General features: G+C 41.2%; 20 protein-coding genes and 2 tRNA genes. 6 read left to right on the top strand and 16 right to left on the bottom strand.

The features are described from left to right. The first annotated feature begins 107 nt into the window (after window positions 1-107). From BUB05_RS02500 to BUB05_RS02490, 3 genes are read left to right on the top strand one after another with little or no spacing between them, the layout of a single operon-like run. Window positions 108-1145, top strand: a complete 1038-nt coding sequence (locus BUB05_RS02500) for a TRAP transporter substrate-binding protein (protein WP_073046628.1) — start codon at window positions 108-110, stop codon at window positions 1143-1145. Between the two features lie 53 nt (window positions 1146-1198). Next, entirely contained in the window at window positions 1199-1696 is a 498-nt protein-coding gene (locus BUB05_RS02495; protein WP_073046624.1) for a TRAP transporter small permease, read from the top strand. Window positions 1697-1698: 2 nt separating this feature from the next. Continuing rightward, window positions 1699-2985: a TRAP transporter large permease gene (locus BUB05_RS02490; RefSeq protein WP_073046621.1), complete on the top strand. Its 1287-nt coding sequence runs from the start codon at window positions 1699-1701 to the stop codon at window positions 2983-2985. 101 nt (window positions 2986-3086) lie between these two features. On the opposite strand, the gene BUB05_RS02485 is transcribed toward BUB05_RS02490, so the two are convergent. The 10 genes from BUB05_RS02485 to BUB05_RS02435 form a co-directional block, all read right to left on the bottom strand. Beyond that, window positions 3087-3311, bottom strand: coding sequence for a MoaD/ThiS family protein (locus BUB05_RS02485; RefSeq protein WP_073046618.1), 225 nt, complete (start codon window positions 3309-3311; stop codon window positions 3087-3089). 18 nt (window positions 3312-3329) lie between these two features. Further along, window positions 3330-3665 (bottom strand): MoaD/ThiS family protein, encoded by a 336-nt coding sequence (locus BUB05_RS02480; protein WP_073046615.1) that lies wholly within the window; start codon window positions 3663-3665, stop codon window positions 3330-3332. Window positions 3666-3821: 156 nt separating this feature from the next. Continuing rightward, window positions 3822-5597 carry an aldehyde ferredoxin oxidoreductase C-terminal domain-containing protein gene (locus BUB05_RS02475; protein WP_073046612.1) on the bottom strand — a complete coding sequence of 592 codons (1776 nt, stop codon included), beginning with the start codon at window positions 5595-5597 and terminating at the stop codon, window positions 3822-3824. 436 nt (window positions 5598-6033) lie between these two features. After that, a complete protein-coding gene (locus BUB05_RS02465) occupies window positions 6034-7185 on the bottom strand; it encodes an iron-containing alcohol dehydrogenase (RefSeq protein ID WP_217683714.1) in 1152 nt (383 codons plus the stop codon). A 779-nt stretch (window positions 7186-7964) separates the two neighbouring features. After that, a tRNA-Val gene (locus BUB05_RS02460) sits at window positions 7965-8040 on the bottom strand. A 65-nt stretch (window positions 8041-8105) separates the two neighbouring features. After that, window positions 8106-8807 (bottom strand): DUF2161 family putative PD-(D/E)XK-type phosphodiesterase, encoded by a 702-nt coding sequence (locus BUB05_RS02455; protein WP_073047169.1) that lies wholly within the window; start codon window positions 8805-8807, stop codon window positions 8106-8108. Window positions 8808-8813: 6 nt separating this feature from the next. After that, window positions 8814-9845, bottom strand: a complete 1032-nt coding sequence (gene fni, locus BUB05_RS02450) for a type 2 isopentenyl-diphosphate Delta-isomerase (protein WP_073046606.1) — start codon at window positions 9843-9845, stop codon at window positions 8814-8816. A gap of 59 nt (window positions 9846-9904) precedes the next feature. Next, window positions 9905-10444: a GNAT family N-acetyltransferase gene (locus BUB05_RS02445; protein WP_073046603.1), complete on the bottom strand. Its 540-nt coding sequence runs from the start codon at window positions 10442-10444 to the stop codon at window positions 9905-9907. Beyond that, window positions 10437-11903, bottom strand: a complete 1467-nt coding sequence (locus tag BUB05_RS02440; RefSeq protein ID WP_073046600.1) for an alpha-amylase — start codon at window positions 11901-11903, stop codon at window positions 10437-10439. The genes BUB05_RS02445 and BUB05_RS02440 overlap by 8 nt, the downstream gene beginning before the upstream one ends. 185 nt (window positions 11904-12088) lie before the next feature. After that, entirely contained in the window at window positions 12089-12850 is a 762-nt protein-coding gene (locus tag BUB05_RS02435; RefSeq protein WP_073046597.1) for a DUF948 domain-containing protein, read from the bottom strand. Window positions 12851-13166: 316 nt separating this feature from the next. Between BUB05_RS02435 and BUB05_RS02430 the strand changes: the two genes are divergently transcribed. Further along, window positions 13167-15782, top strand: coding sequence for a stalk domain-containing protein (locus BUB05_RS02430; RefSeq protein WP_073046594.1), 2616 nt, complete (start codon window positions 13167-13169; stop codon window positions 15780-15782). Window positions 15783-15948: 166 nt separating this feature from the next. On the opposite strand, the gene BUB05_RS02425 is transcribed toward BUB05_RS02430, so the two are convergent. Together BUB05_RS02425 and BUB05_RS02420 are read right to left on the bottom strand one after the other, a co-directional pair. Next, window positions 15949-16836 carry a hypothetical protein gene (locus tag BUB05_RS02425; protein WP_073046591.1) on the bottom strand — a complete coding sequence of 296 codons (888 nt, stop codon included), beginning with the start codon at window positions 16834-16836 and terminating at the stop codon, window positions 15949-15951. A 255-nt stretch (window positions 16837-17091) separates the two neighbouring features. Further along, window positions 17092-17167, bottom strand: a tRNA-Lys gene (locus tag BUB05_RS02420). A gap of 360 nt (window positions 17168-17527) precedes the next feature. Between BUB05_RS02420 and BUB05_RS02415 the strand changes: the two genes are divergently transcribed. Continuing rightward, window positions 17528-19237, top strand: a complete 1710-nt coding sequence (locus BUB05_RS02415; RefSeq protein WP_073046588.1) for a SulP family inorganic anion transporter — start codon at window positions 17528-17530, stop codon at window positions 19235-19237. Between the two features lie 37 nt (window positions 19238-19274). Here BUB05_RS02415 and BUB05_RS02410 read toward each other — a convergent pair whose 3' ends face one another. From BUB05_RS02410 to BUB05_RS02400, 3 genes are all read right to left on the bottom strand, one after another. Beyond that, on the bottom strand, window positions 19275-20906 hold the full coding sequence (locus BUB05_RS02410) for a M20/M25/M40 family metallo-hydrolase (protein ID WP_073046585.1): 1632 nt from the start codon (window positions 20904-20906) through the stop codon (window positions 19275-19277). A gap of 76 nt (window positions 20907-20982) precedes the next feature. Then, window positions 20983-22422, bottom strand: coding sequence for a YfcC family protein (locus BUB05_RS02405; protein WP_245819719.1), 1440 nt, complete (start codon window positions 22420-22422; stop codon window positions 20983-20985). A 13-nt stretch (window positions 22423-22435) separates the two neighbouring features. Beyond that, window positions 22436-23575: a M20 metallopeptidase family protein gene (locus BUB05_RS02400; protein WP_073046582.1), complete on the bottom strand. Its 1140-nt coding sequence runs from the start codon at window positions 23573-23575 to the stop codon at window positions 22436-22438. A gap of 270 nt (window positions 23576-23845) precedes the next feature. On the opposite strand from BUB05_RS02400, the gene BUB05_RS02395 reads away from it, so the two are divergent. Beyond that, window positions 23846-24505 carry a TetR/AcrR family transcriptional regulator gene (locus tag BUB05_RS02395; RefSeq protein WP_073046579.1) on the top strand — a complete coding sequence of 220 codons (660 nt, stop codon included), beginning with the start codon at window positions 23846-23848 and terminating at the stop codon, window positions 24503-24505. Window positions 24506-24573: 68 nt separating this feature from the next. Here BUB05_RS02395 and BUB05_RS02390 read toward each other — a convergent pair whose 3' ends face one another. Continuing rightward, a complete protein-coding gene (locus tag BUB05_RS02390) occupies window positions 24574-25860 on the bottom strand; it encodes an adenylosuccinate synthase (RefSeq protein ID WP_073046576.1) in 1287 nt (428 codons plus the stop codon). Window positions 25861-25930 lie beyond the last annotated feature (70 nt).

Below are 25930 nucleotides of genomic sequence, written 5' to 3'. Positions count from 1 at the left end.
AAAAACTGCTGTGTCATAATTTGTCATATTTTGACATCTGATAATCTTTTTTGTGAAACCCTTTTCCTGTATACTTTAGAAAAACACATTAATGGAGGAGAAACACTATGAAATCAAAAAGAATTTTAGCACTTATACTTGCTCTGATGTTGCTGTTCGTTGGGTGCTCAAGCCCAAGCAATACCGATTCAGGAGAAGGTACTGAAGTCAAGCAGGGAGAATTCAAGATCAAGGTGGGTCTGGTTACACCTGAGCAGGACATAGCAACCCAGTCAATGAGACACTTCGAAGCAGAAGTGGAAAAGCTTTCTGAAGGAAGAGTTGACGTTGAGTTGTTCCCAGGTGGAGCAATCGGAGGATCTGCAGACATCTTCAATGGTGTTCAGGACGGAAGCATAGAAATGTGTGTTAACATCTATCCACCTTTCGCACAGTTTACAGATGCATTCCTTCTTTACAACCTGCCATACCTTTTCAGCAACAAGGAAGTTGCATTTGAATTCCTTGACAGCGACATAGCAAAAGAAATAGCAGCAAGCATAGAAGACAAAGGATTCAAGCAGCTTGCAGTATTTGACGGCGGATACAGAAATGTGTCAAACAACGACAAGCCCGTACACGCACCGTCAGACCTTGAAGGACTTAAAATCAGGACTCTCAACAACCCTGTTCAGATTGACTACTTCAAGGCATATGGAGCCAATCCTACTCCACTGCCATACGGAGACATCTACGTAGGTCTTCAGACCAAGACAATCGACGGACAGGAAAACAGCTTCAGCAATATTGCATCAATGAAGTTCAACGAAGTTCAGAAATACGTTACAGACACTCAGCATGGATTCGACCCTGTCGGTATGTTCATAAACACAGATATCTATGCTTCATATCCGGACGAAGTGAAGGCTATAATAGACGAAGCTGCTCTCAGCACTCAGGCATTCAACAGAGAGCTTGCAATCGAACTTGAAGCAAAAGCATTGGAAACAATAGCGGAAACTACTGAAATCACATACTTGACAGATGAAGAGAGACAAGCATTCATAGACGCAGCAATGCCTACATACAAAAACTTTGAAGAACAAATCGGAAAGGAACTTTTGGAGAAGGCTCTTGCAAAGATCGAAGAAATCGAAAACAAGTAGGAGTTAAATACAGGGTGTCTTTTGACACCCTGTACTATTTACGGAGGTTATAAATGAAATTTTTAAAATTGCTTGACGAGCATGTAGAAGAGTGGATACTGATAGTCACTTATACGGCCATGCTCATAATAGCCTCAGCACAAGTGTTTTTCAGATACGTGATCAATTATTCCATATCATGGAGTCAGGACCTTCTGACTTACATGCTCATCTGGTCCGTATTCATTGGAATCTCACTGGCTGTCAAAAAAAGGAAGCATATCAAGGTAGAACTTGCCTTTGTAATACTTCCAAAAAAAGCACAATTTTTCCTGAAAGTATTTTCAAACCTTGTATTCATGGTATTCTGCGGAGTATTCAGCTATTTCTCCTTGATAAAGGTATACAAACTCATCTTCATCAATCCGCAGATATCGGAATCAACGGGTCTTTCAATGTGGTTGATTCAAATTGCAGTACCAATCGGATTCATACTTAGTATTTACAGACTCGTAGTCGACACAAGACTGCTCTTCCAGGAAAGAGCGGATCAAATAAGGATAGGAGGTTAATCATGCATATATTTTTATTGTTGGCTTCCTTTTTCCTCTTCGTATTCCTGTCGGTGCCAATAGGCGTATCAATAGGAATCGCACTTTGCATCTATGGATTTTCAGGAGGTGCAATGGGACTTGACTATATTTCGCAATCAATATTTTCCTCAATGAACAGCTTCCCTCTAATAGCAATCCCCTTCTTCATACTTGCGGGATCAATAATGGAAGGAGGCGGGCTGTCGAAGAGACTTATTAACCTTTCAAATTCCATGGTAGGGCATGTCAGGGGAGGACTTGGAATAGTAACCGTCCTCACGTGCATCTTCTTCGGAGCCATCAGCGGTTCAGCAATAGCTACAGTTGCAGCCATAGGAACAATCATGATTCCTGCAATGGAGGAACAGGGATATCCCAAGTCCTTCGCTACTGCACTTACTGCAGCGGCTGGAGTTCTCGGAACGATCATACCGCCAAGCATCCCCATGGTAATGTACTGCGTGGCACTTCCAGCAGCATCACCCGGAAACATGTTCATGGGTGGAGTTGGCCCCGGTCTATTGGCGGGAGGCGCCCTCATAGTTCTTGTTTACTATTTCGCACGTCGTGACGGCTACATGGGATCAAACGAGAAATTCAGCATAAAGAATGTTCTCAGGAATGCAGTGAAGGCAATCTGGGCCCTCTTCGTACCGGTAATCATAATAGGCGGTATCTACGGAGGAATATTCTCTGCAACAGAGGCTGCCGTGGTTGCCTGCGTATACGGATTCATCGTCGGAAAATTCATATACAAGGAACTTTCCATCAAAGCCACTACAACGGCATTCATAAGCTCAGCCATAACGGTATCTTCAATACTCATAGTTGTTGCAACGGGATCGGTTCTAGGAAAGATCCTCACAATCGAAGGCGTACCGAAAATGGTTGAATCAGCACTTACTTCAATGAGCAGCAACATATTTGTGCTCCTAATAGTAATAAACCTGATACTTCTGGTAGTTGGTTGTGTAATGGAGACTTTCACGGCCATCATAATCCTCAGTCCAATACTGTACCCTATAGTTGCACAGTACGGTATAGACGTATATCACTTCGGCGTAATGATGATACTCAACCTATCAATAGGATTCATAACACCGCCGGTTGGATCAAACCTATTCGTTGCCTGCGGTATAACGGGCATGAAGTTTGAAAACCTTGTAAAGGCAATCTGGCCTTTCCTTCTGGCTCTATTAGTTGCACTGATTCTGGTAACCTTTATACCAAATATCACTTTATTTCTTCCGAATTTGTTTGGCATGTAATAACACAACACCGGAATCAAAAACACCCGGCACTCCAGTGAAAATTCACCGTAGTTGCCGGGTGTTTGTTTTCTGTTTAAGTTGCTTGCTCGCTGTACTTCTCAACCTCCGCCTACAGGGGGAAACAAAGCCAGCACATCGCCATCCTTCATCTCTGCATCTTCATCCACCCTTCTGCCGTTGACCATTATGATGGCAACATCCTTGAGGGGTATGTCCAATCCTTCTATTATGTCCTTCGGAGTTGTACCTTCGTCGATGTCATGTATTGCCACCTTTTCCCGATTTTCCCTCAGGGTTGCAAAAAGCTTCACTGTTATTTTCATTAACCTCACTCCCACAAGTTACTTCTTTTTCCTATTAATGATTTTGAAATTTGCTTCGTTATCCTGATTCTTTCCGTAAAATCCAAGGGCAATCCTGTATGGACCGGGACAACCAGGCGGAAGAAAGGCCATTCTGTCTCCAGGATTAATGGTATAGTCAAGACCCTGCACAAAGCCGTTTACAAAGATTACTTCGACATCCTGGGGATCGATTCCCATCCTGTATGCCAGTTCAAATCCTGACAAAGGACCCTCCACTTCAAGAAACACAGGCATTGATCCATATTTCTTCCTGATGTATGAATCCAGTTGTAAAAATCCCCTGATTTCAATTTTATTAGACTTGCCACACATAATTTTCCTCCTAGACAAAGTAGCTATTATGCATCACCCAGTATATAATTGAGCCGGACACAAATCCGGCTCAATCATGTAATCTATATATATAATGTTAGGATATATTGTCCCAGAATGTCAAGACAAAAATCCCTTCTTTTTTATAGCTTAATTCTAGCTTATTCTGAGTTCTTCTGATTCACCTTCACTATCGAAATTCATAACCTGGTCAATCTCTTCAGGTGTGAAGTCCCAAACAACATTGTGTGGTGACAATGGTTCATATTCCATGAATTCAGGCAATCTGTCGTCTTCCCTGGTGAATCCCGCCCTCTTGTTGAAGTCCAATTCAACCTTGAGAACCGATTCTCCCAGCTTGTTTACGTCATCTGCAGTAAGAGCCAGTCCGTACTGTGCGTTTATCATATCTATCAGAGCCTGGAAGCCTGCCGGATTGTCAGCAATACCGAAGTATACGAAGAGGCACATTCCCGTGCTGTCTATTGCTGCAGTTCCTATCTGCATGGCTCTTGCATATTCTATCTGTCCATCCTTCTTGAGTGGGTCGATATCTGCTCCAACCTTTAAAATATTACCTGAAATACAGTATCCTGCCGTATGGTCCGCTCCCATTGGAGTCGTTGCATAGGTAAGTCCTATACCCTTGACTGAACGAGGATCGTATGCAGGTATTGCCTGATTCTTAACTACAGGGACCCTGAAAAGACCGCATGTTTTTCCTACAACGGCAGCTCCACTTCCTATAATCCTTGCAAGTGGTGTAGGCTTGGCCATATCCTTCACTATTTCAAGTACGGCTTTCCCATCACCCCAGGGAATCAATCCACCTTCCATTGCAGTAGCCACTGCAACAGCAGTTTCTATACTATCCACTCCAATATCATCCATTGCCCTGTCTATATATGCTATTGCATCAAGATCCTCGATACCCGCATCGGCTCCAAGTCCCCAGATGGTTTCATACTCAAAACCGCTTGTTACATACTTTCCACTCTTGTCGGCATACCATTGCGAACATCTGATTACACATCCAGGATGGCATCCGTGGGACACCTTGCCTTCCCCGCCACGTTCTGTAATTGTCGCATTCAAAGTTTCACCGGAGATGTTGTCATTATAGTCTATTCGTCCCTTTGTAAAATTTCGGGCAGGCAATCCGCCAGCTTCATTAAGAATATTGACAAGTACATCGGTACCATAAGCTGCAAGCCCTTGTCCAGCCACGGGATGGTCTAGAAGAGCCTTTGCAAACACCTTTGAAGCTTCCCTGAATTTTTCCGGATCTGCAACCTCTATCTTTCCTGCACCAGTTCCATCAATTACAACAGCCTTGACCTTCTTTGATCCCAGAACGGCACCCAGACCTCCACGTCCTGCACTTCGGATGTTTCCTTCGGGGTCTTTCAATGAGATATTTGCAGACGGCAAACGATATTCTCCCGCCGGTCCTGCAATGGCGATAGCTACTTTCTTTCCGTATTTTTCGCTTAGTATCTCTATTGCTTTATAGTTTCCACATCCACCCAGTATTTCCTCAGGAGCTTCCTCAATAGTAACTCCTTCCATATCTATTTTTATTATATAGAATTTGTCTTCCGCGGGCATTCCTTCAATTACAAAAGCCTTGATACCCATCCTGGCTACTATTTGAGACATGGTTCCACCGGAGTTACATTCCTTTATGCCTCCTGTCAAAGGACTTTTTCCTCCAACCGAGATACGTCCGGAGTTTGGAGCAGTTGTTCCGCTCAAAAGACCTGGGGCAAATATCAGCTTGTTGTTTTTACCTAATGGATGGCACGTAGGCTTGACTTCGTCATTTACAAAATTTGAAGTCAATGCACGTCCACCAAGACCTGCATACTTTTCAGGTACATCTCCAACGCTTGCTTGTAAAGTTGTCATGTCAATACGTATAAATTTGTTCATATTTCCTCCTAAAGAACTATTAATGTAATCAGTATGAGTTCTTTATGTGCAAGTAACATGCCAATATTAACAATCAAGCATTTTAAACGTTTTCACCATTCCGAAATGATACCAGATCCAGTTTTTGTTGCATTACGTGACAATTGAAGCGATATTCCACTGTTCCATTTTGTATCTATGTATCGTTTTGTAGCACCTTTTGTTTCGCTATCTGTTTTTCGGCATATTTTGTTATTTTTGCTATGTTTCGTAGCGCTTTTAACCATCTTTATTTTATAATCGCGTTTATATCGCATGCCGGTCATTCCAAAAGTTTGCAACTATGTCCACTCGCCAAATACGAACATCCTTGGATTAAACAAAGGAAAGTCCGTAACCGAACTTCCCTATAATGTATTCTCTTTATATATTGTATTTATTAATGTAATTTGCTAAATTACATAGCAATCTTGTACATCTCCATGACCTGTTCTAGTGTAGCAAGCCTTGGATTAGTCAATTGACATGCATCCAGTTTTGCATTTGTAGCCATAACCTCAAAATCTTCTTCCTTAACACCTAGTTCAGTCAAACCGGCAGGTATTCCTATTGAACTAGAAAGCTCCTTGATAGCTTCTATTGCCGCCTTTGCAGCATCTACAGTCGATAAACCATCAACATTCACTCCCAAAGCATCAGCAATATCCTTGAACCTTTCAGTATTTCCGATCAGGTTGAATTCGGATACAACCGGAAGAAGAATTGCATTGCACACTCCATGAGGCAAATTATAGAATCCACCAAGCTGATGAGCCATAGCATGTACATAACCCAAGGAGGCATTGTTGAAAGCCATTCCGGCAAGATACTGTGCATAGGCCATCTTCTCTCTTGCAACCATATTTGTTCCATTCGCTACCGCCATAGGCAGATACTCTGCAATAAGTTTTATGGACATCAATGCCGCCGAATCCGTCAATGGATTTGCTGCAGTTGAAACGTATGCCTCAACGGAATGAGTAAGTGCATCCATGCCAGTAGCAGCAGTCAAAGAAGACGGCATACCCACCATAAGCTCAGGATCATTGATGGACAGTGCAGGCGTTACTCTCCAGTCAACAATAGCCATTTTAACTTTACGGGCCGAATCTGTTATAATGCAAAATCTTGTCATTTCCGATGCAGTCCCCGCAGTAGTATTAACAGAAACCAAAGGAACCATTGTATTTTTCGACTGGTTTACACCTTCAAAATCCTGAATTTTACCACCATTCGAGGCAACCAGTCCAATTCCTTTTGCACAGTCATGGGAAGAACCTCCGCCCAGGGATACAATAGAGTCACATTTTTCTTCATTCCACACTACCAGGCCGGCTTCCACGTTTTTGTCAGTAGGATTAGGTTCCGCTCCGCCAAATATGACTACATCAATTCCTGCATCTTCAAGAATCCCTTCAACCTTTGCAGCCATTCCCAATTTAACCAGCATGGCGTCCGTTACAAGAAGAACTTTCTTCCCTCCAAGATCAGCCACCTTGTTTCCAAGTTCATTTACACATCCTGCTCCAATCAAGTTCACCGTAGGTATAAAATATTCATTCACTGCCAATTTGTTTCCTCCTTAAAATTTTTGCTATGGGACAAATTATAGCACCGCAAAAAATGGAATGCAACTGTTTTTTTGCATATTTATTAGCCCACTCACAAACCCCTCAACAATTGTATTTGAAGATTCAGCAAAAATATCGTTAAGGTTTTATCAATCCAGTCAAAGTATTATCAATGTTAATCAATGTTTATACTTTTCGTCTTATATTTCACGCAATCTATTTCTTCGATATTATATAGTGCATGTTTTTCATGCTTTTGTATATTTATAATACCTCTTTGTTTTTCTCCTAGCAGCTGATTTTATAATGAATATGCATTTTCCTAAAGCAAGTAACATACCGATATCTGCACCTCAGCAAAATAAATGTTTTCACAATTTTGCAACGACAATTTTCTTGAGTTTTTGTTTCACATTAGCGAGCTTCGGCAACAATCCAACGTTCCATTGTGCACCAGTGTTCTATTTCGATACAATAACTCATTTTTCATCATCTTCCCACAGTATGTATTGTTGAGTTTTGTCACGATTTGTTACAAATATAACAAGATTTTCTGCAAATATCTGGCTTTCCCCAAGTGTTTTTTGTTTCAAATTTTGGTAATTGCACACTAATAAAAAATCACATTTTATTTATATAGTGCGATTCCTTTATGCTGTTGACCTCCTAAAAATTATGTTGCAAACCCGACTTAAAGAGGTCAGTTTACACTACTACGCGCAGCGGATTATTTACATTATAAAAAAACCGCATCATTAAAAACGATGCGGTTTTTTACTGGTGGAAAATACGGGACTCGAACCCATGACTTCTTCCACGTCAAGGAAGTACTCTACCAGCTGAGTTAATTTTCCAATATTCACAATATAGTGATATTATAGCAAATATAAATCAAAAAATAAAGCAAAATATGCTCATTTTAATCTTCCTTGCTCCTTATCTTGTCTATTATATGGTTGTAGTTCTCCACCTCGCTGCGTCCCTTGTTGCTGAGCCTGTAGACGCCCTTGTCCGCCCTTTCGAACCACCCATAGTAGTTTTTGTAGAGGATATTAGTGGACTTTTCATTTCCGGAAGCTTCCCTAAGCTCTCCCGTAGTCATTTCATCCGTTTCCCTCAAATATGAAGCCAGTTCCAATGCTTTCTCCCTGTATGCAGTGACAAGCTTACCCTTGGTTCCGCCAGTATTGTTGTCTCCGTGCCTGTTTGAAAGCTCCCTGTCCACAAGGGTTCTTTTCTTCTTGCTTCTTGTCCTGCTGATTTGAAGATTGAAAGGTTTCGGTTCCAGGGCTATCTGAGCATAGGCATTCTTTTCGTTGAATGAAACAAAAATAAGTCCAAGCTCAAGTCTTCTCAACAGGTATTCCTTGTCCTTAAAATCCTTGGAGAATCTTTTCTTGAACTTGGGAAAAGGCACAGCAACATAGACATCTTCATATATCTTCTGTCTCTTCACTGCCTGAATCAGAAGCTTCATGCTGAGGGATGTCTTTAGCTCTATTACGATTTTTCTGTCGTCCTTTACGGCCACCACATCCATGTCATCGACTTCGCTGTAGACCTCGTATCCCATTCCCTCAAACAAGTCCTTTACCGGCTGGTATAATTCAGTTTCTTTCATTTTCAATCAATCCCTCATCCATTCTTTCAATTCTCCCTTGATCATGGGGTCCAGATTTCTCAAATCTTCAATACTTCTGCATCCTAGAAGCATCATCATGACTTTCATCTTGTGAAAAATCTCTTCCATCAATTTCTCCGCAGCCTTGTATCCCCTTTCCAGATATCGCCTCAATACAACACCGCAGACTGCCGCCAGTTCACTGTTCAAAGACAGAGACTTTACTATGTCGGAAGCAGATTCCATGCCTCCGCTTGCTATTATTTTTATATCTCCCTTAAGTTCCCTGCACTGCAGAAGACACGCTGCTGTCGGTATTCCCCAGTCATAGAGATCCGAGTAATCAATGGTTTTATTCCTGAGGTCCTCGATTTCAATGAAATTGGTTCCTCCTTTGCCGCCTATATCCACATACTCGATTCCCATATCCACAAGCCTCTTCACGGAAGTCTTCGACATTCCAAAGCCCACTTCCTTGACTATGACAGGAACTTCGATGCGCCTGGATACATATTCGATATTGTCGAGGACTCCCCTAAAATGCCTGTCCCCTTCCTCCATGCACATTTCCTGGGGAGCATTAAGGTGCAGCTGCACCCCGTCTGCCTTGACCATGTCTATGGCTCTTGATACGTCATCCAGGTTTGCATGGGCTGAAAGATTGGCCAGAACCACCTTGTCCTTCAACACCTCTCTAACCACCTTGTAGGACTTGTGGTTTCCGCTTTTCAGTCCAAGGGATTGAGAGCCTACAGCCATGGGGATGTTGAATCTGCCGGCCAGTTCAGCAAGCCCCCTGTTGATTTCAAGGGCTCCGTCGAACCCTCCTGTTGCAGCATTTATCATTACTGGATAATCAATCTTCTTCCCAAGGAAGGTAATGTCAGTTACAATCTCCGAAAAGTCCAGTTCCGGAAACGAATTGTTATCAAGAACAACATCTCCAAAGAGGTTTGAATTCCTGCTTTTCCCCTTCAAAAAATTCTCAATATGTTCCTTCTTTCTCTTTTCAGATATTTCTATATAATTGCTATCCATGTCCTACCGTCCTTTTCATATTTCATTCCATTGCTCTGCAGCAAATATTATAATATCATTTACAGTCTCTTCTCCATCCTGTAGTCATCATGCCATTTTCCATTGTAGAAGGTAAAGTCCTTGACTATGTGGAATCTTTTGTATCCCAGTTTTTCATAAAACCCGATTGCCTTTTCATTGAAGGCAAATACTCCAAGCTCCATTCTTGTTGCTCCCAGTTCCCTGGCGCGATTTTCCAAAAACTCCATGGCGGCTTTTCCCGCCCCTTTGCCGTGATACTCCTTTTCTCCTATGACTATTCCAAGCCATCCGGTCGGTTCATCCTTCCCTGCAAGGTGTTCAGGGTTCATATCAATTGAAGCCGAGCCTATTGTCCTGTCTCCACAGCGAATCATGTATATTTCCTTGGATCCGCTTCTCTCATAGCTCACCTGGAGCATGAGACTTGATACGTGCTTCAAAGGCTCCTCATGAAAATTGGGAGTAATCAGATATGCCAGGTCAGGGTCATTGTCCCACCTCGCTATATGATGAAAACCTTCAAGATCATCCTTATCAAGGAGATGAAAAGTATATATGTTTGAACTGCCACTAATCATATTGCACTCCTTCCTGTCTGCAAATCCATACGCTGACGAACCCTCCCTGAACAGGGAAGTCACCGAAGCCTTCACCATCAATAGTTACACAGCCCTGGTCATGACCTAGATAATCTGTGTAAACGCTGCCTTTGTTCTCTTCTCCCACAAACATCCTTATTGTGCCATTTTCCTTGTTTGACATGATTACGGCAGCATTCTTCCTTTTGTCTTCCGCACCTTTCCTTACCCAGCCTATGAGATTTCCGCTTTGGAAATAGTTGTCTTCATCACCAAAGCAGTAATTCTTCCTAAGATACATAAGCCTGTCTATGGAACCCTTCATTCCATCAAAGGGATTGTCTCCTCCCATTCCATAGTAATCACCGTAGAAGACACAGGGATATCCTGATTTTCTCAATAAGATCATCGCATACGCCATCTCCCTGAACCAGGGCTCAACCCAGGATTGAAGAGCCTGTCCTGGCTGCGAGTCGTGGTTGTCCACAAAAGTCACTGCCTTTTCAGGGTATTTCGCCACTACCGTGTTGTCGAATATTGTCCTGAGATCATATCCGTCCCCCTTCACTGATGCTTCATAGAAATTATAGTGGAGTCCTACATCAAAAATATCTATGTCAAAGTCTGTACTGTTGAGATACCCTTCCTCCGCCTGGATACTGTCCCTCCAGTATTCACCTACAAAATAGAAGTCCTTTCCGAATTTTTCTCTCACATGGGTCTTGAACTCCTTCACGAAATCAGTGTCAATATGCTTCACCGCATCAAGTCTGAACCCGTCAACTCCTGTCTCATTGACAAACCACTCCGCCCATTTCTTGAAATCCTCCCTGACTTCGGGGTGGGCATGGTTTATATCCGCAAACATGAGATAATCGTAGTTTCCCATTTCACGCGAAACACCAAGATTCCACCCCTTGTTCTCGCCGATTATCCTGAAGATTCCCTTTTCACCGCTTATATTGTCATAGTCCACACCGCTGAAATGGTTGAAGTTCCACTTGAATTCTGAATATTTCCCCTTCCTTCCGGGAAAGTCAAAACGAGTCCAGGCCTCAATATCTCTCGGTTCTTCCAGTTCTTTTGTCCTGTCATTGAAATCAACCTTCACAGCCATGAACTTCTCGGTACCATCACCGCCTGCCTTGTGGTTCATCACTACATCTGCATATACTTGGATCCCCTCGTTGTGAAAGGCTTCTATCATCTCAATAAGCTCTTCCTTTGTTCCATATTTGGTCCTGACAGACCCTTTCTGGTCAAATTCCCCCAGGTCGTAGATGTCATATATTCCGTATCCCACATCCGAGGTGCCTGTCGCCTTGAATACAGGAGGAATCCACAAGGCTGAAAAGCCGGTTTTTTTAAGCTCCCCGGCCTTTTCCTTCATCATGTTGTAATAGTTGCCGTCATCCGGCAGATACCACTCGAATCCCTGAAGCATTGTTCCGTTTCCCATTTCACCCTCCTTGTAAATCGATACTTACAGTATAGCATGTACTCATTTGCAATTCAATTTCTCAGGATATAAAATCAAGGCAGCCGAATCCGTAAGACCCGCTGCCTATCATATGTTAATGCATATTCGACTTCACTACACCGCTTTATCAGCCAACTGCAAGTAAAACATTTTACTCATTGATTCTACTGCATGGGAATGAAGTTGACCTTCCAGATTCCGTTTTCATCTTTATCCAAATTGAAACCGTATTTGAACTCTTCTTCGCCATCATAATCGCTGTTCCATAATACAAGAGCATGGGCCCCCTCTACTTTCACCTCTACATTATAGGCTGTCTCAAACTCACCGAAATCACTGATTCTATGTTCCTCCGGAATATTCATATGCTCTTCCTTTGTCCAAGACATATCATAGTCTTCATGATTTACATAAAGTTCATACTGCGTTTCATAATCCTTAATATAACTACAGTACAGATAAAGCTTCATAATGGTAAACGGCTCAACAGCCGTGAGCATCTCATCATTGTATTCCTCCTTGAAGCTTTCATATATCATAAGCTCGTCCTCGCTCATGTCCAGAAAGGATATTGATTCAAAATTGGCTTCAGCCTCGTCTTCAGCTCCTTCATCATGCCCGAAATTTTCCTCAAGTATTTTCCTTATTGCTGAAATACTGTTGACGTTGTCGTTTAGAATTTCAATTTTTCCGTTGAGTTTTTCGATTTGTTCATTCTTCTCTTCAACATCAGCCGCCATTGCATCCATGGACGTTTCCATTTCGGCCTTTTCTCCTTCAAGAACTTCGATAGTGCTTTCCAGGGATTCCACCTCTTTCCTCAAGTCCTTTATCCTTACGGTCTGTATATAAAACATATATACCAATGCACCTACAACCACAAGGAGAAATATGCTTGCGATTATGCTTCCAATTCTATTTTTCATACTATACCTCCACAATGTCCAAATCGTTTCAAAAATTCCAGTGCCTTCAATGGGCTATTTAACAAATATAACATGATTCCATTAGAATACCATTAGAGGAATTTTATCTTCTCTTATATATTATAATAGCTGCTTTGAACAAATAAAACTCATTTTATTCAAAACACCTTAAATGAATAAATCTTAACATTATTTTTATGTCTTTATTCGTCAACCGTAATGGTTTTCCTCCATGATTTATGCTATCATATTAGAGTGTGAAATATTCAATAAAGCTACGAAAAACTTTGCAGATTTATGCTTAATGGAGGTATTTATGTTCAAAAGAATCATGACAACAATCCTTGCGGCCGCAATGCTGGCATTTTTGCCTCAGGTACCAGTGATAGCGGAAGCAAGCGAGCTGACCACGGATATCAACCTGGTGGTGGACGGCGAGGATATTACGGAACTGTCGGCTCCAGTAATCGTTGACAACCGAACGCTGATTCCCGTAAGGTTTGTTGCAGAAGCACTGGGGGCCGAGGTTGGTTGGGATGGAGAAACCTACACTGTCACAGTGGACAAGGGGAAGGACCATCTGAGACTCATCATAGACAGCAGACTGGTTCAATACGACCTTGGAGAATCATACCAGATAATCGACGTTGCGCCAAGAATCATAAACGACCGCACCTACGTACCCTTAAGGGTCGTGAGCAATGCCCTGGGAATAGGCATTTCATGGGACGGCGACACCAGAACCGTTTACGTAGATTCATCAGAAACATCGGATGTAGAACCTTTCTATGAACTCAATATGGTTTCACTGGAGGAAGGGGATACAATAACGGGAAAAACGGATATCGAGATTGATGTTCCCGACAAGTACAAGGATATTGACGGCAATCTACGACTTCTTCTATTGGACGGAGAGACGGGAACGGGATTCATAAAGGACAGCAGGGATGTTGCAGATTCAATACTTACCTTTATCCCTGGAACTGAAACCCAGGAAAACAAGGTCCTTGCCGCTGTTCTATACGATAAAAACGGTAATTTTCTCGCAGGAGATGCCTTATCGGTGGACATTGACGTTGATCCAAAGGTTGAATTGCCTGAAATCAAGGATTACAGCAGGCATCAGGACGAGCTGGTGCTAAATCCGGACATCAACTTCCTTTCCAAATACGTCATATATGAATTCCAGAACTTGAAGACGGGAAAGGTTACTAAAACAAGCGAAAGGGATCCTTACGGAAGCTATACATTCACACCTTCCTTCGAAGAGGCAGGAGAATATACCGTCAAGGCGACAGCCTACGATACTGAGGAAAACAGCTACGTTGGAGAAGCCCTCCATGTGACAATAGATGTTGACAGAAGTCTAAGCCTGTCGGGAGTATATGACGGCAAGACAATAGACAGTCCCGTCGCCCTCATAGCAAGCAGAAACTATGATGTTACGGAAACACAATATATAATAAGAGATCCAGATACGGGCAGGGAAACACTTTTGAGATCCCAGCCCTACGGTGAATTTGACTGGTTCCCTTCTTCCGAAGACGGATTTGACGGAGAAATGGACCTTATTGTAAGGGTAAAGGATACCGGTGCAGTTGCATATGAGGATCTTGAAATCAGCGATGAAGAACTCATCCATGATTTCGACGACCTTGACGGGCTGCTGTTGACCCAGTATCCCAGCGATTCCCAGGGAGACATGGACACATCATCCAGAAGCAAGGACGGCAGATCCGTCAAGCTGTCCTACGACTTCACAACCATGATTCCCGATGATCAGTCCATTACATTCATTGAATTCGGTAAAGATGGAAGAAAGATAGACGGCAAGCCTGCAAGCTTTTCCATGTGGGTTTATGGAGATGACAGCGACCACTGGCTTAGATGCAGGATAATAGATGCAGCCGGAGAACTGTACAAGATCGACTTTGCAGACGAAGTGGACTGGAAAGGATGGAAAAAGGTCACAGCTGAAATTCCATATGGAGTGACCTACCCCATATCCCTTAAGAACATATATATAGCCGAAATCGAATACGACGAAAGGGATGACGGTGCAATTTACATTGACCAGCTGACTGCAAACTACGCAAAGGAATCCCCTTCAAACTTCCACGACAGTGAGCCTGTAAGGGTTACAGTGGACGGCAGTCCAAGGCTGCTTCTCAAGGGTGTAGGACCGGGTCAGGTCCTTACGGGTGATGTAAACCTATCCGTTGCAAGCAACCTTGACATCGACAGCGTCGAATACTATATGAAGAATCTCAACTCCGGAAAGACAACACTTCTGGGAGAAGCCAGTGCAGGAACCAAAGTCACATTTTCCCCAACGGAATATGACAGCGGAGATATAAGCATCTATGCAGTAGGCTATTATGACGATAAAGAAATAGAAAGTGAAGCAGTAGACCTTGAAGTGTTTCTTGGAGAAACATACACATCGGAACCCATATCGGGCAAAATGGAATTCAAGGAAATGGCTTCTGAGATGGCAGTGGAGTCATATAAAAAAACCGGAATGTCGGCTGCTCTGCAGACTGCCCAGGCAATCCTCGAAACGGGCTGGGGACAATACATACCTGTAGACAAATATGACGGCACCTTTTCGAACAACCTCTTCGGCATAAAGGGAACAGGGTCAAATGGTTCCGTCATCGTCAATACCTGGGAAGTATACAACGGAGTATCCTTCAGGTGCGATGACTACTTCAGGGCTTATGAAACACCTGAGGAAAGCTGGGTGGACCACAAGGCGCTTCTCCTGGAAAAAGAAAGATATGAAGGATTCAGGGATGTAATGTACGACTACACACTGGGAGCCTTCGCCATAAGGCGTGCAGGCTATGCAACAGACCCAGACTATCCCATCAAGCTCATCTACATCATCAACCACTACGACCTTATAGACCTGGACAGAATTTCAATTTAAAAATGGCAACAATATTCGAACACTCGCAATACCCCGCCCCCACTTATAGAAGTGGGGGCTTTCTGGTCAAAACTAGTGTTAAATCGCGAAAAAAGTCAGCATAACTCTTAAGAGTCATACTGACTTTTTATTTGGGCTGTTTGACATGCCCCTTTTCTATTTATTATTACTCGATTTCCAGAGCCATGAAGTTTTCAACAAGGGTTGTATTCTCTTCAGGTGTCAGACCTGCGAAAAGAATATAGTTTCCATTTGACACTATCTCATATTCCTCTATACCCATGCAAACCATCCATCTGCTAAGGTTCCCCATCTTGGGCTTTGTTCCCTCTATGTCGGAGCCTTCCTCCATTTCAAGGACAAATACAGTGGCAGGTCCAAAGAATCCGTTGTTCATCACTGCATTGCTGTATCCTTCCAGAACCTCACCCTGGTTTATATAGTTGTTTACCTTCTGTACATGTTTTTCTGCATCAGTCATATATGATACGAATTCAAGCATTGAAATTTCAGTATCTCTGAAAATAGCAGTAAACACATCCAGTGAATTTTCCAGTCCTTCAGATACCATTCCTTCAAATTCCATATTATTGAATGCTTCTACAAACCTTGCATTTTCCTCTTCTCCAAAACCTGTAAACATTGCAAAATTATCCCTTACTACTATTTCATATGTCAGTATTTCTTCATTAACACACTTTTTAAGGGCATCCATCTTTTCAGAAATCATAGCCGCCCCTTCACTGCTGTCCATTTCAATTACAACCAACTTCCCTAGTCCATTACCCGAAAAGTATGAATCCGTCTCGGCACAGCCTACAAATCCCTCCATCTCTTCAAGTTCAAAGATCCACTTCAAAGCTTCCGCATCACGATGCACCTTGATTTCATCCTTGATGTCCACTCCGGCGATTTCATAAAGCTCCAGCAACACGTCATATGATGACTTGTCCAGAAACACGCCTTCATCTTCAACACTGTCTCCTGCACCACCGTTCACACCACACCCTGCCAGCAAGGCAATCACCATCATTAAAGCTATTATTTTTTTCATCTTAATTCTCCTGTTTGTTTTATATTTTTTGTTACAGTAAACTAAGACGAATCAAATCAAATACTGTTCCAAATTAAACAGTAAAAAAATGTTAAGAATATTTATTATATTTTCTTGAAGAATTCGGGAACAAAATGATTAATGCCTATAACTAAATGCATATTGAGAATAAGATAATTTCATCATTGGAGAATCATATGAATAGATGCAATAAAAAAACCGCCAACGTGTTATCGTTAGCGATTCTTTTCTTGTTGGTGACCCATCGGCGACTCGAACGCCGGACACCCTGATTAAAAGTCAGATGCTCTACCGACTGAGCTAATGGGTCATGTCCTTTTGCAGCCCCGTTTCTTGACTGCCGTTATATAATACTACAATCATAATTTGATGTCAATACAAAAAATAACTTTTTTTACAATAATTTTTCTTTTGTTTTTCATGTTCTTTACTCGCCGCAGGACAAGCGTTTTCCTTGATTAGGATTAATATATGCCAAAGAGAAATATCCGTTTACTGTCACAAAATATTCTCGACTTTCTCTTCACTGTTGATCTGCAAATTAATCCTTTAGTGTTTATTTAATAAGAATAACGTGTTAAAATTTATTTATAACAACAATAATCATACAAAAGAGAACGAACTACTCCTTTAATGCAAGCTATATATATTTACAAGAGGAGAAATCGATATGTATTTATTCAATCCTTTAATCAACACTCTTAAAATATACAACAAGGAATATTTCAAAAACGACCTGGCTGCTGCTTCAACTGTTGCTGTAAGCGCAATCCCCCAATCCATAGCCTTTGCCATACTGGCGAAGATTCCACCAATATATGGTCTTTATTCGGCAATAATAGGCACAATAATCATTTCACTTTTCAGTTCATCGAGCCATATAATTGGAGGTCCCACAACCGCAACCTGCATCCTCATAGCAGGAAGTCTGGCTGCCTATATAAACCTGCCCACAGAAAGCTACATGACTGTTGTTTTTCAATTCACCTTCATGGTAGGGATAATACAGGTTTTGTTCGGTGCTCTCAACCTGGGGAGGATATTGAATTTCATATCACACTCCGTAATCAAGGGCTTTATTATAGGCGTGGCTTTTTTGAGCATCTTCGGTCAGGCAGGCAATGCTGTAGGAATGCTTCCTCCACACGGCATTACAGCTTTTCAAAAAGTGATCTTCATACTATCCAATATAAGAAACTGGAACATCTACTGCATCATCATTTTCACAATAGCATGCTTAACACTTTATTTCACTAAAAAAATACACTATCTTTTCCCCAGCAAACTGGCAGCCATGCTTGCAACAGGATTGATCGCGTATTGCTTTGATCTGGAAAAACTTGGTGTTGCAGTACTTGGAACAACTAGTACCACCCTTCCCAGCTTCAATTCTTTCGACATTGATTTCGAAATGTTTCTAACCCTTGTTCCAATGGCATTATCATATTCCATAGTATCTCTCATGGCTTCAATTACAACAGCAAAGACAGTTGCCAAAAATACCCATGAGAAAGTAGACAACAACAGGGAATTTATTACGCAGGGAATAGCAAATATAATCGGTTCATTCTTTCAATCCTTTGCAGGAACAGGTTCCAACTATAGGACATACATAAACTACAATGCCGGCGGAAAAACAAGAATCGCAGGAATAATGTCGGGAATAATAATCGCATTGTCCCTGCTGTTATTCGGGAGATATATTACCTATATTCCAAAGGCCTGTCTTGCTGCCATAATTATAACAGTGGCAAGCAATATGATCAATTTCAAGGAAATCATACAGTACCACAACAGTTCCAAACAGGATTTTTATGTTGCAACCATCACCCTTGCCGCCATAATATTCCTTCCACGTCTTGACAGGGCAGTACTTATAGGTACAGGGGTATCCATATTCCTTTACCTGAATGAAAGCAGCTCCGCCAAGATCAAGATACTTCACCATGTAAAATACAACGACAGCTTTGTAGAAATAGATATAGACGATCTTATGGAGGAAGAAGACATGATAGCCGTTAGAATAGAGGGCAACCTTTATTTCGGCCTTGCCTACGACCTGGCTGAAAGCTTATCGGAAATAAAAAACAAGTCGGACAATTTCATACTGCGCTTGAGGGATGTAAACAGCATGGACATAACATCCTACAACATTCTGCTTGAATTCACCCAAAAAATCCATAACAGGGGCGGAAACATCAAACTAAGCGGCGTCAGTGAAAAAATGTACAAATTCCTTGATAAAAACGGATACTTCGACCACATATCAAAAGATGATGTATTCATGATGGAGCCACAGATCTTTTCTTCCTTCATCAAAGCCATGGAAAAGGCCAAAGAAGAAATCAATGCTAAGAATACGGAAAATCAAAAGAAATAAACAAAAGACTGCCGCCGGCAGTCTTCTATATTCGTGTTTATCTCTTGAAATACCCCTCTATTATATACCTTATTAGATTCGGCACCGTCTCATTCAAGTCTATCCTGTTGACCCTTTCACTGATCTTATGAATATCCTTTCCCCATGGCCCGAGATTGATTACGGGAATCCCAAGATTTTTCATTCCTTCAAATGGTATGCTGTAAAGACTTCCCCAAAGGGGCATGTTTTCTTTTACATAATTACCCACTCCCCTTCCGCACTGGAAATCAAAATAACTGCCGTCGGATATGCCCATAAAGGCTTTCTTGTTTTTCACATCAAGTGCTGTATTCTTGTATAGAAAACCGCTGATATTATCGTCTATGTCCAGAAGGTACCTGTCTTTCAAGTCAATATTGTCCTTCAATATATGAGGATAGTACGGCGGAGATATGGACAGGACAACCACAGGATTTTTGTCTGGAATTATATCCAGAAGAGATTTTATAAGTAAAAGGTTCGATTCCGCCAAAGTGATCTCTCCCCTGTTGATTTTTCCCGCTATTTCCTTTTTCTTGTCTTCGATGACACTATTGGTCAAATTATCGTCATAGGCAAGAGCTTCACTCATAAGCTCCTGATAAGTCAACACCCTTGTTTTTATATCATAACTTTCTTTGATATTGTTGAACCTTTTGAAATTCCTGTTTATATCCCTGTAAGCCTCATCACAGGCTTCTTTACAAATATTTTTCAACTCACTCATTATTTCATACGGAGTGCTCTCCAGTGTAAGAAAACCTATATATCCTCCCGCAGCTTCAGGTACGGACACATCGTATCTTTCCTTGAAGTCCCTGGCAAAGCCCCATGACGGAGGAGGTGTAACCATTCCATGGCTGAAGTCGGAAAAATCCGTGTTCATTTCGGTCTTGTCTATGATTTTAGACAAGACATATGAAGGATTAAGTCCCTTGAAGATTTCACCCATATGGGTTCTCTTTCCCTTTACGTAGACACTCATAAGAAGCTTGCCGACAGACCCGTCAAAATATACATACTCATCCTGCCTGTCCCTGTTGTGAGGTTCAGTATTTATTGTAAATTTGTAATCCAGTGAAAACTCATTTTTCAGGTCCTCCAGCAAAAGCACGGCATCTCTCATTCCAAGAGACAAATTTTCCTCATCCGGAACCGAAATGAAAAGCACATTGCCACTGAAATAATCAACCTCCGAGAATGATTCAACAAGCTTCATTTCGATGGCCGCGCCTGCCTTCATGTCTGCAGTTCCCCTGCCGAATATCCAGTCATCGTCATGAAGATCCGCTTTGACCTCATCATTGAGCTCCATCCCAGCCATTTTTTCCTTGAGAGCGGCCGGCTTGTATGCAAATTCCATAAGCTCGCCATAGTCAAAGCTGTCCACCACATCATGATGGTTCAGCAGTATGATTGTCTCATCTCCCTTGCCTTTTACAAGAGCCCATACTGCACTCCTTTTAAAGGGATCATTCTTCATATGGAAATACCCGAAATTCCTGTCATTCTTCTTGAAATAATCAAGTCTTGAAAACCATTCGTATATGAACCTTTCAACTTCCAGCTCCTGTGCAGTTCCCGTATCACTTTGTACTGCAACAAGTTCATACATTAGCTTTTCAACATCCCTATTGTATCTGTCCATATCACACCTCTTGAAATAATATAAAAAATGATGCCATAGTTATTATAGCATCATTTTTCATCTTAGAATAAATTATTTAGAATGGTCCATAATTAATTTTTATTGCTATAAAAATAAATATTATCTGTACAATAACAGAAATCCCAAAGAATGGAAGAAACCATCTATAATACTTGTTAAGGGGTACCTTGGCTATTGCACATCCTATTAAAAGGAAACCTGTAGGCCAAAGCATATTTGAGAAACCGTCACCAAACTGATATATAAGACATGCTATCTGTCTGTTCATTCCAATAAGGTCCGCAATAGGAGTCATTATTGGCATTGATACTGCTGCCTGACCACTTCCGGAAGGAATAAGGAAATTTAGTACAGTCTGGAAAGCAAGCATTCCCACACTGCTTAGATAAAGACCCAAACTGCTGAGTGAATCCGTAAAGCTGTGAACTACAGTATCCACTATCTGTCCTTTTTGCATTACTACAAGTACTCCTCTGGCAAATCCAACAACCAATGCTGATAATACTCCTTTTGATAATCCTTCAACAAAAATGCTTGCAAGCTTGTTTGGAGACCATTTATTAACTATACCAGTGAAAATTGCCACTCCCATAAATATTGCTGCAACCTGGTTTATATACCAATGCAGATTTATAAGGCCATACCCCATGATGACTACACCAATAAAAAGTACAAACAAGGTAGCTTTTCTCGTAGCTGTCATTTCCGTCTGCGCCCTCTCGCCGTCAATTACGAAATCCGAGTAGTCAATTCCATATACATAGCTTTTTGTAGGGTCTTTCTTTACCTTGTTTGCATATCTAAGAACATATGCAACCGACAACAGAGTCATAACCACCAGTACAGCTATTCTAAATCCTATCCCAGAGAAGAGTTCAAGCTCCGCAATTTGCTGGGAAATACCGACTGTAAACGGATTAATTGTAGAAGAAGCAAATCCTACACCAACAGAAGTAAAGGACATTCCTATACCTACAAGCGGGTCATACCCTAGAGCTAGGGATAAGGTTACAAATATTGGTATAAATGCAAGAATTTCCTCATACGACAAGGTGCCTGTTGATCCCCATGCGGAAATCAGTATCATTACTGCTGCTATCATTAAGTTGGAAGACTTAGGATGTTTTTCAATTTTTCTTGTCATGGCGACAATACTAGCATCAATTGCACCTGTTCTTTCTATAACATACAGTGCCGCAAATGCCATAAAAATCAAAAATGTAATTCCTGATGCAGCAATAAGCCCTTCTTCAATACTCACTAATATGGCAAATGGCCCAACAGGACTACTGTCTATATAAGTAAAAGAAGCAGGATCTATAACCATCCTTCCAGTAGCTTCATTCAATACTCTTTCATACTGTCCTGCCGGTACTATGTATGTCAAAATTGCTGTTAAAACTACCATAACAATCAATACTACCAAAACATGTGGAAATTCTCTTTTCATTTTTACTTGTACCGGTTCATTCTTAGTTACATTTTTCCCTTCCATAGTAAACTCCTTTCTATTCTTGCATTGCCAGATTTTTAAATATTTCAACACCAACCATCATTGCCTCTTCGTCAATATCAAATCTTGGATCATGATGTGCAGTTCTGATATTCTTTTCTTCACTGCCTGTACCTAGCCATATGAAAGACCCTGGTTTCTTAGTCAGATAATAGGAAAAATCTTCAGACCCCATCATTCCTTCATCAATAAATATAAATTTGTCATCACCTATCATTGCTTTGATCTTGTCTGCAAAAAACATCGATATTCCTTTTTCATTGATAACCGGTGGTAATCCGTCATTGAAAACTGTTTTGTAGGTTCCTCCACAACTTTCAGTTACAGTCTTCACAATTGTTTCTATCCTGTTTTTCAAATACTCTGCTGTATCTTTTGAAAATGTCCTTATAGTCCCTGTCATATTTACATTTTCGGCTACACCATTGCTAATGGAACCGCCACTGATAGTTCCCACATTTACAACCAAAGGATTAAATGGATTCATCTCTCTGGCCACTAAATGCTGTATGTCATTAATGATACGTGCAGACATTGCAATCGCATCAATTGCAAGGTGGGGAGTCCCCGCATGACCACCCTTTCCAGTAACCTCAATTGAAAACCTGGTTGCCGAAGCTGCTGCATTGCCTATACACATGCCGGCGGTCCCCGTATCCATTTGATTGCTGACATGCATACCAAATATCATATCCACATCATCCATTATTCCATCTTCCACCAAATGTTTCGCACCGCTGTCAGGTCCTTCCTCCGATGATTGAAATATGAACCTGACGTTATACTTCAGCTTGTCTTTATTTTCTACAAGGGCTTTGGCAGCACCCAACAGCATAGCTGTATGTACATCATGTCCGCATGCGTGCATCTTGCCTTCTATCCTGGATTTGTATTCCTTGTCACTTATTTCAGTTATGTCCAACGCATCCATATCAGCCCTTAATCCAAGAGTCTTAAATGACTTATCGACCGCCAGTAAAGCTGTAACGCTGCTTATCCCATAACTTTCATCAGCTACAAGCCCTATTGATTCAAGCTCTTGTTTTACAAACCCGCATGTTCTGTCAAGTTCAAATCTTACTTCAGGATACATGTGCAGTTCTCTACGCGTAAATCTCAAATATTCTTTCATCATTTCGCCTCCTCTGAATTCACTTTATATTTAAAATATCCCCCAATTTCGACACGTGTCTAATTTACGCTTTAATTATATCATAAATATTATCATTGTCAACGTTTTCTTGACACGTGTCAAAATTCAAATCGGCACTTTAGATGATTCAGATAAATATCAGTTCGAAATTTTGCCATATTATCCAATGCTTTGCTGTTTTCATTGACAACACATGTTTTTTAATATAAATTTTAATAACAGGAATTAATGTTCAAATCAACGAGGTGAAAAATGGCTTACAAGAAAAGTTCTGAAACAAAGAAAGCAATTATAAACGCTGCAATAAAACTCTTTGAAGAAAAGGGTTATTACAATACAAACATTAAGGATATTGCCGGTGAAGTAAATATTGTTCATTCATCCATATACTATTACTACAAGAACAAGGAATTCATTGCACGGGAAATATTCGATCTCATAATAATAGAAATATTCAAAATCATTGACGACATTGAGAAAAAGAATCCAGACATCCTCTTTAAGGTAATCACACAGTATTGGCTGACCTTCAAATACATAGCTTTAAATAAGTCTACTCAGGTTGTTCACTTGGACCTTGTCCGTTATGCCGACTATAGTTCAAAAAACCTTGAACGTATAATAACTTCCTATTTCAGGAATGTTAAGCTTTTATTTAAAAAATTCAAGCCTCAATATACGGATAATGATTTTAAAACTTACTTAATTACAAGCGATGGTTTCTCCAAGTCACTAATAAAAGGACTAATCAACAGCCACATAGATATGACCATAGAAGATTCTCTTGATTATTTCCTGAGACACATGTTAATACACGACATGGAAATAACAGAAGATGAATATACAAGAACCTTTAATGAAGCCATTGAATTCTGCAAAAGGGTTGAAATTGATACAAAAAATCTAATCTAAAAAATAAAAACACCGCCAACTATGACGGTGTTATTTTAATAAATCATATATCTAATTTTCTTAAGCTATTAGAAAAGATCCTTTCTTATGAAAGTTTCGCTTCTCTTCGGTCCCACTGAAACTATGTCTGCAGGAACGCCTGAAAGCTCTTCCATCTTCTCTACATACAGCCTTGCATTTTCAGGAAGCTCTTCATAGGTCTTGGCCTTAAGGACATCTTCCATTTTCCATCCATCCATCTCTATATAGATAGGCTCGCATCTTCCAAGTGTTTCAAGACTTGCTGGGAAATAGTCTATTACCTCTCCGTCGAGTTTGTATGCCACACATATTTTCAGCTTCTCTATGTCGGAAAGGGTGTCAAGCTTTGTTATTGCCATTGAAGACAATCCGTTTATCTGTACAGAGTAGTTGAGCATTACCATGTCAAGCCATCCGCATCTTCTAGGTCTTCCCGTTGTAGTTCCGTACTCGAATCCCTTTTCTCTTATGTTGTCTCCCATTTCGTCGTGAAGTTCCGTAACGAAAGGTCCCATTCCCACTCTTGTAGTGTAGGCTTTGACAACACCAAGTGCATTGTCAAGGCTGTAGGGGCTTATTCCTGCACCAACTGCAATGCCGCAGGTTGTAGGATGTGAAGATGTAACGAACGGATATGTTCCATAATCTATATCAAGAAGAGTTCCCTGTGCTCCCTCGAAAAGAATCTTGGCATCATCCTTTACAGCCTGTCTCATCACAACATTTATATCAGTTATGTATTTTGAAATTCTTTCCATATGACCCATATACTCTTCCACTATTGCATCTTCATCAAGAGCCTCGGCATCGTAGTATTTCACAATAAGGTCGTTCTTTCTTTTGATATTGTATCTAAGCTTGTCTTCGAAGTCTTTCTTGTTAAGGTAGTCGCACATCCTGATACCGGATCTTTCAACCTTGTCTCTGTAGCACGGACCTATTCCCTTTACAGTCGTTCCAATTTTGTTCTCTCCTCTGGCTTCTTCTTCCAGTCTGTCTATTTCTAAATGGTATGGGAAAATGATATGGGCTCTGTCTGATATTACCAGGTTGTCGGTAGATACTCCCAGGTCGTTCAGATAATCCATCTCCTTCACAAGAGCTTTTGGATTTACAACAACTCCATTACCTATTACACACGGCTTATCCTTGTATAGAATTCCCGAAGGAACAAGATGAAGCTTGTACTTCTGGTCTCCAAGTTCAACTGTATGTCCAGCATTGTCTCCACCCTGGTATCTTACTACCATACTGGCTTCTTTTGCTAGAAAGTCGGTGATTTTACCCTTTCCTTCGTCGCCCCACTGTGCTCCCAATATAACTAGATTTGACATTTTTTCCTCCTTAAACACCCTCGGGTGTTTACTCTATTATTAACCTTCAGGGGGTCCCAGTTACACAAAC

Source organism: Dethiosulfatibacter aminovorans DSM 17477 (assembly GCF_900142005.1).
Lineage (GTDB): Bacteria > Bacillota > Clostridia > Tissierellales > Dethiosulfatibacteraceae > Dethiosulfatibacter > Dethiosulfatibacter aminovorans.
Note: the sequence above shows the minus strand (reverse complement) of the source record. Positions and strands in the feature narration are given on the sequence as shown.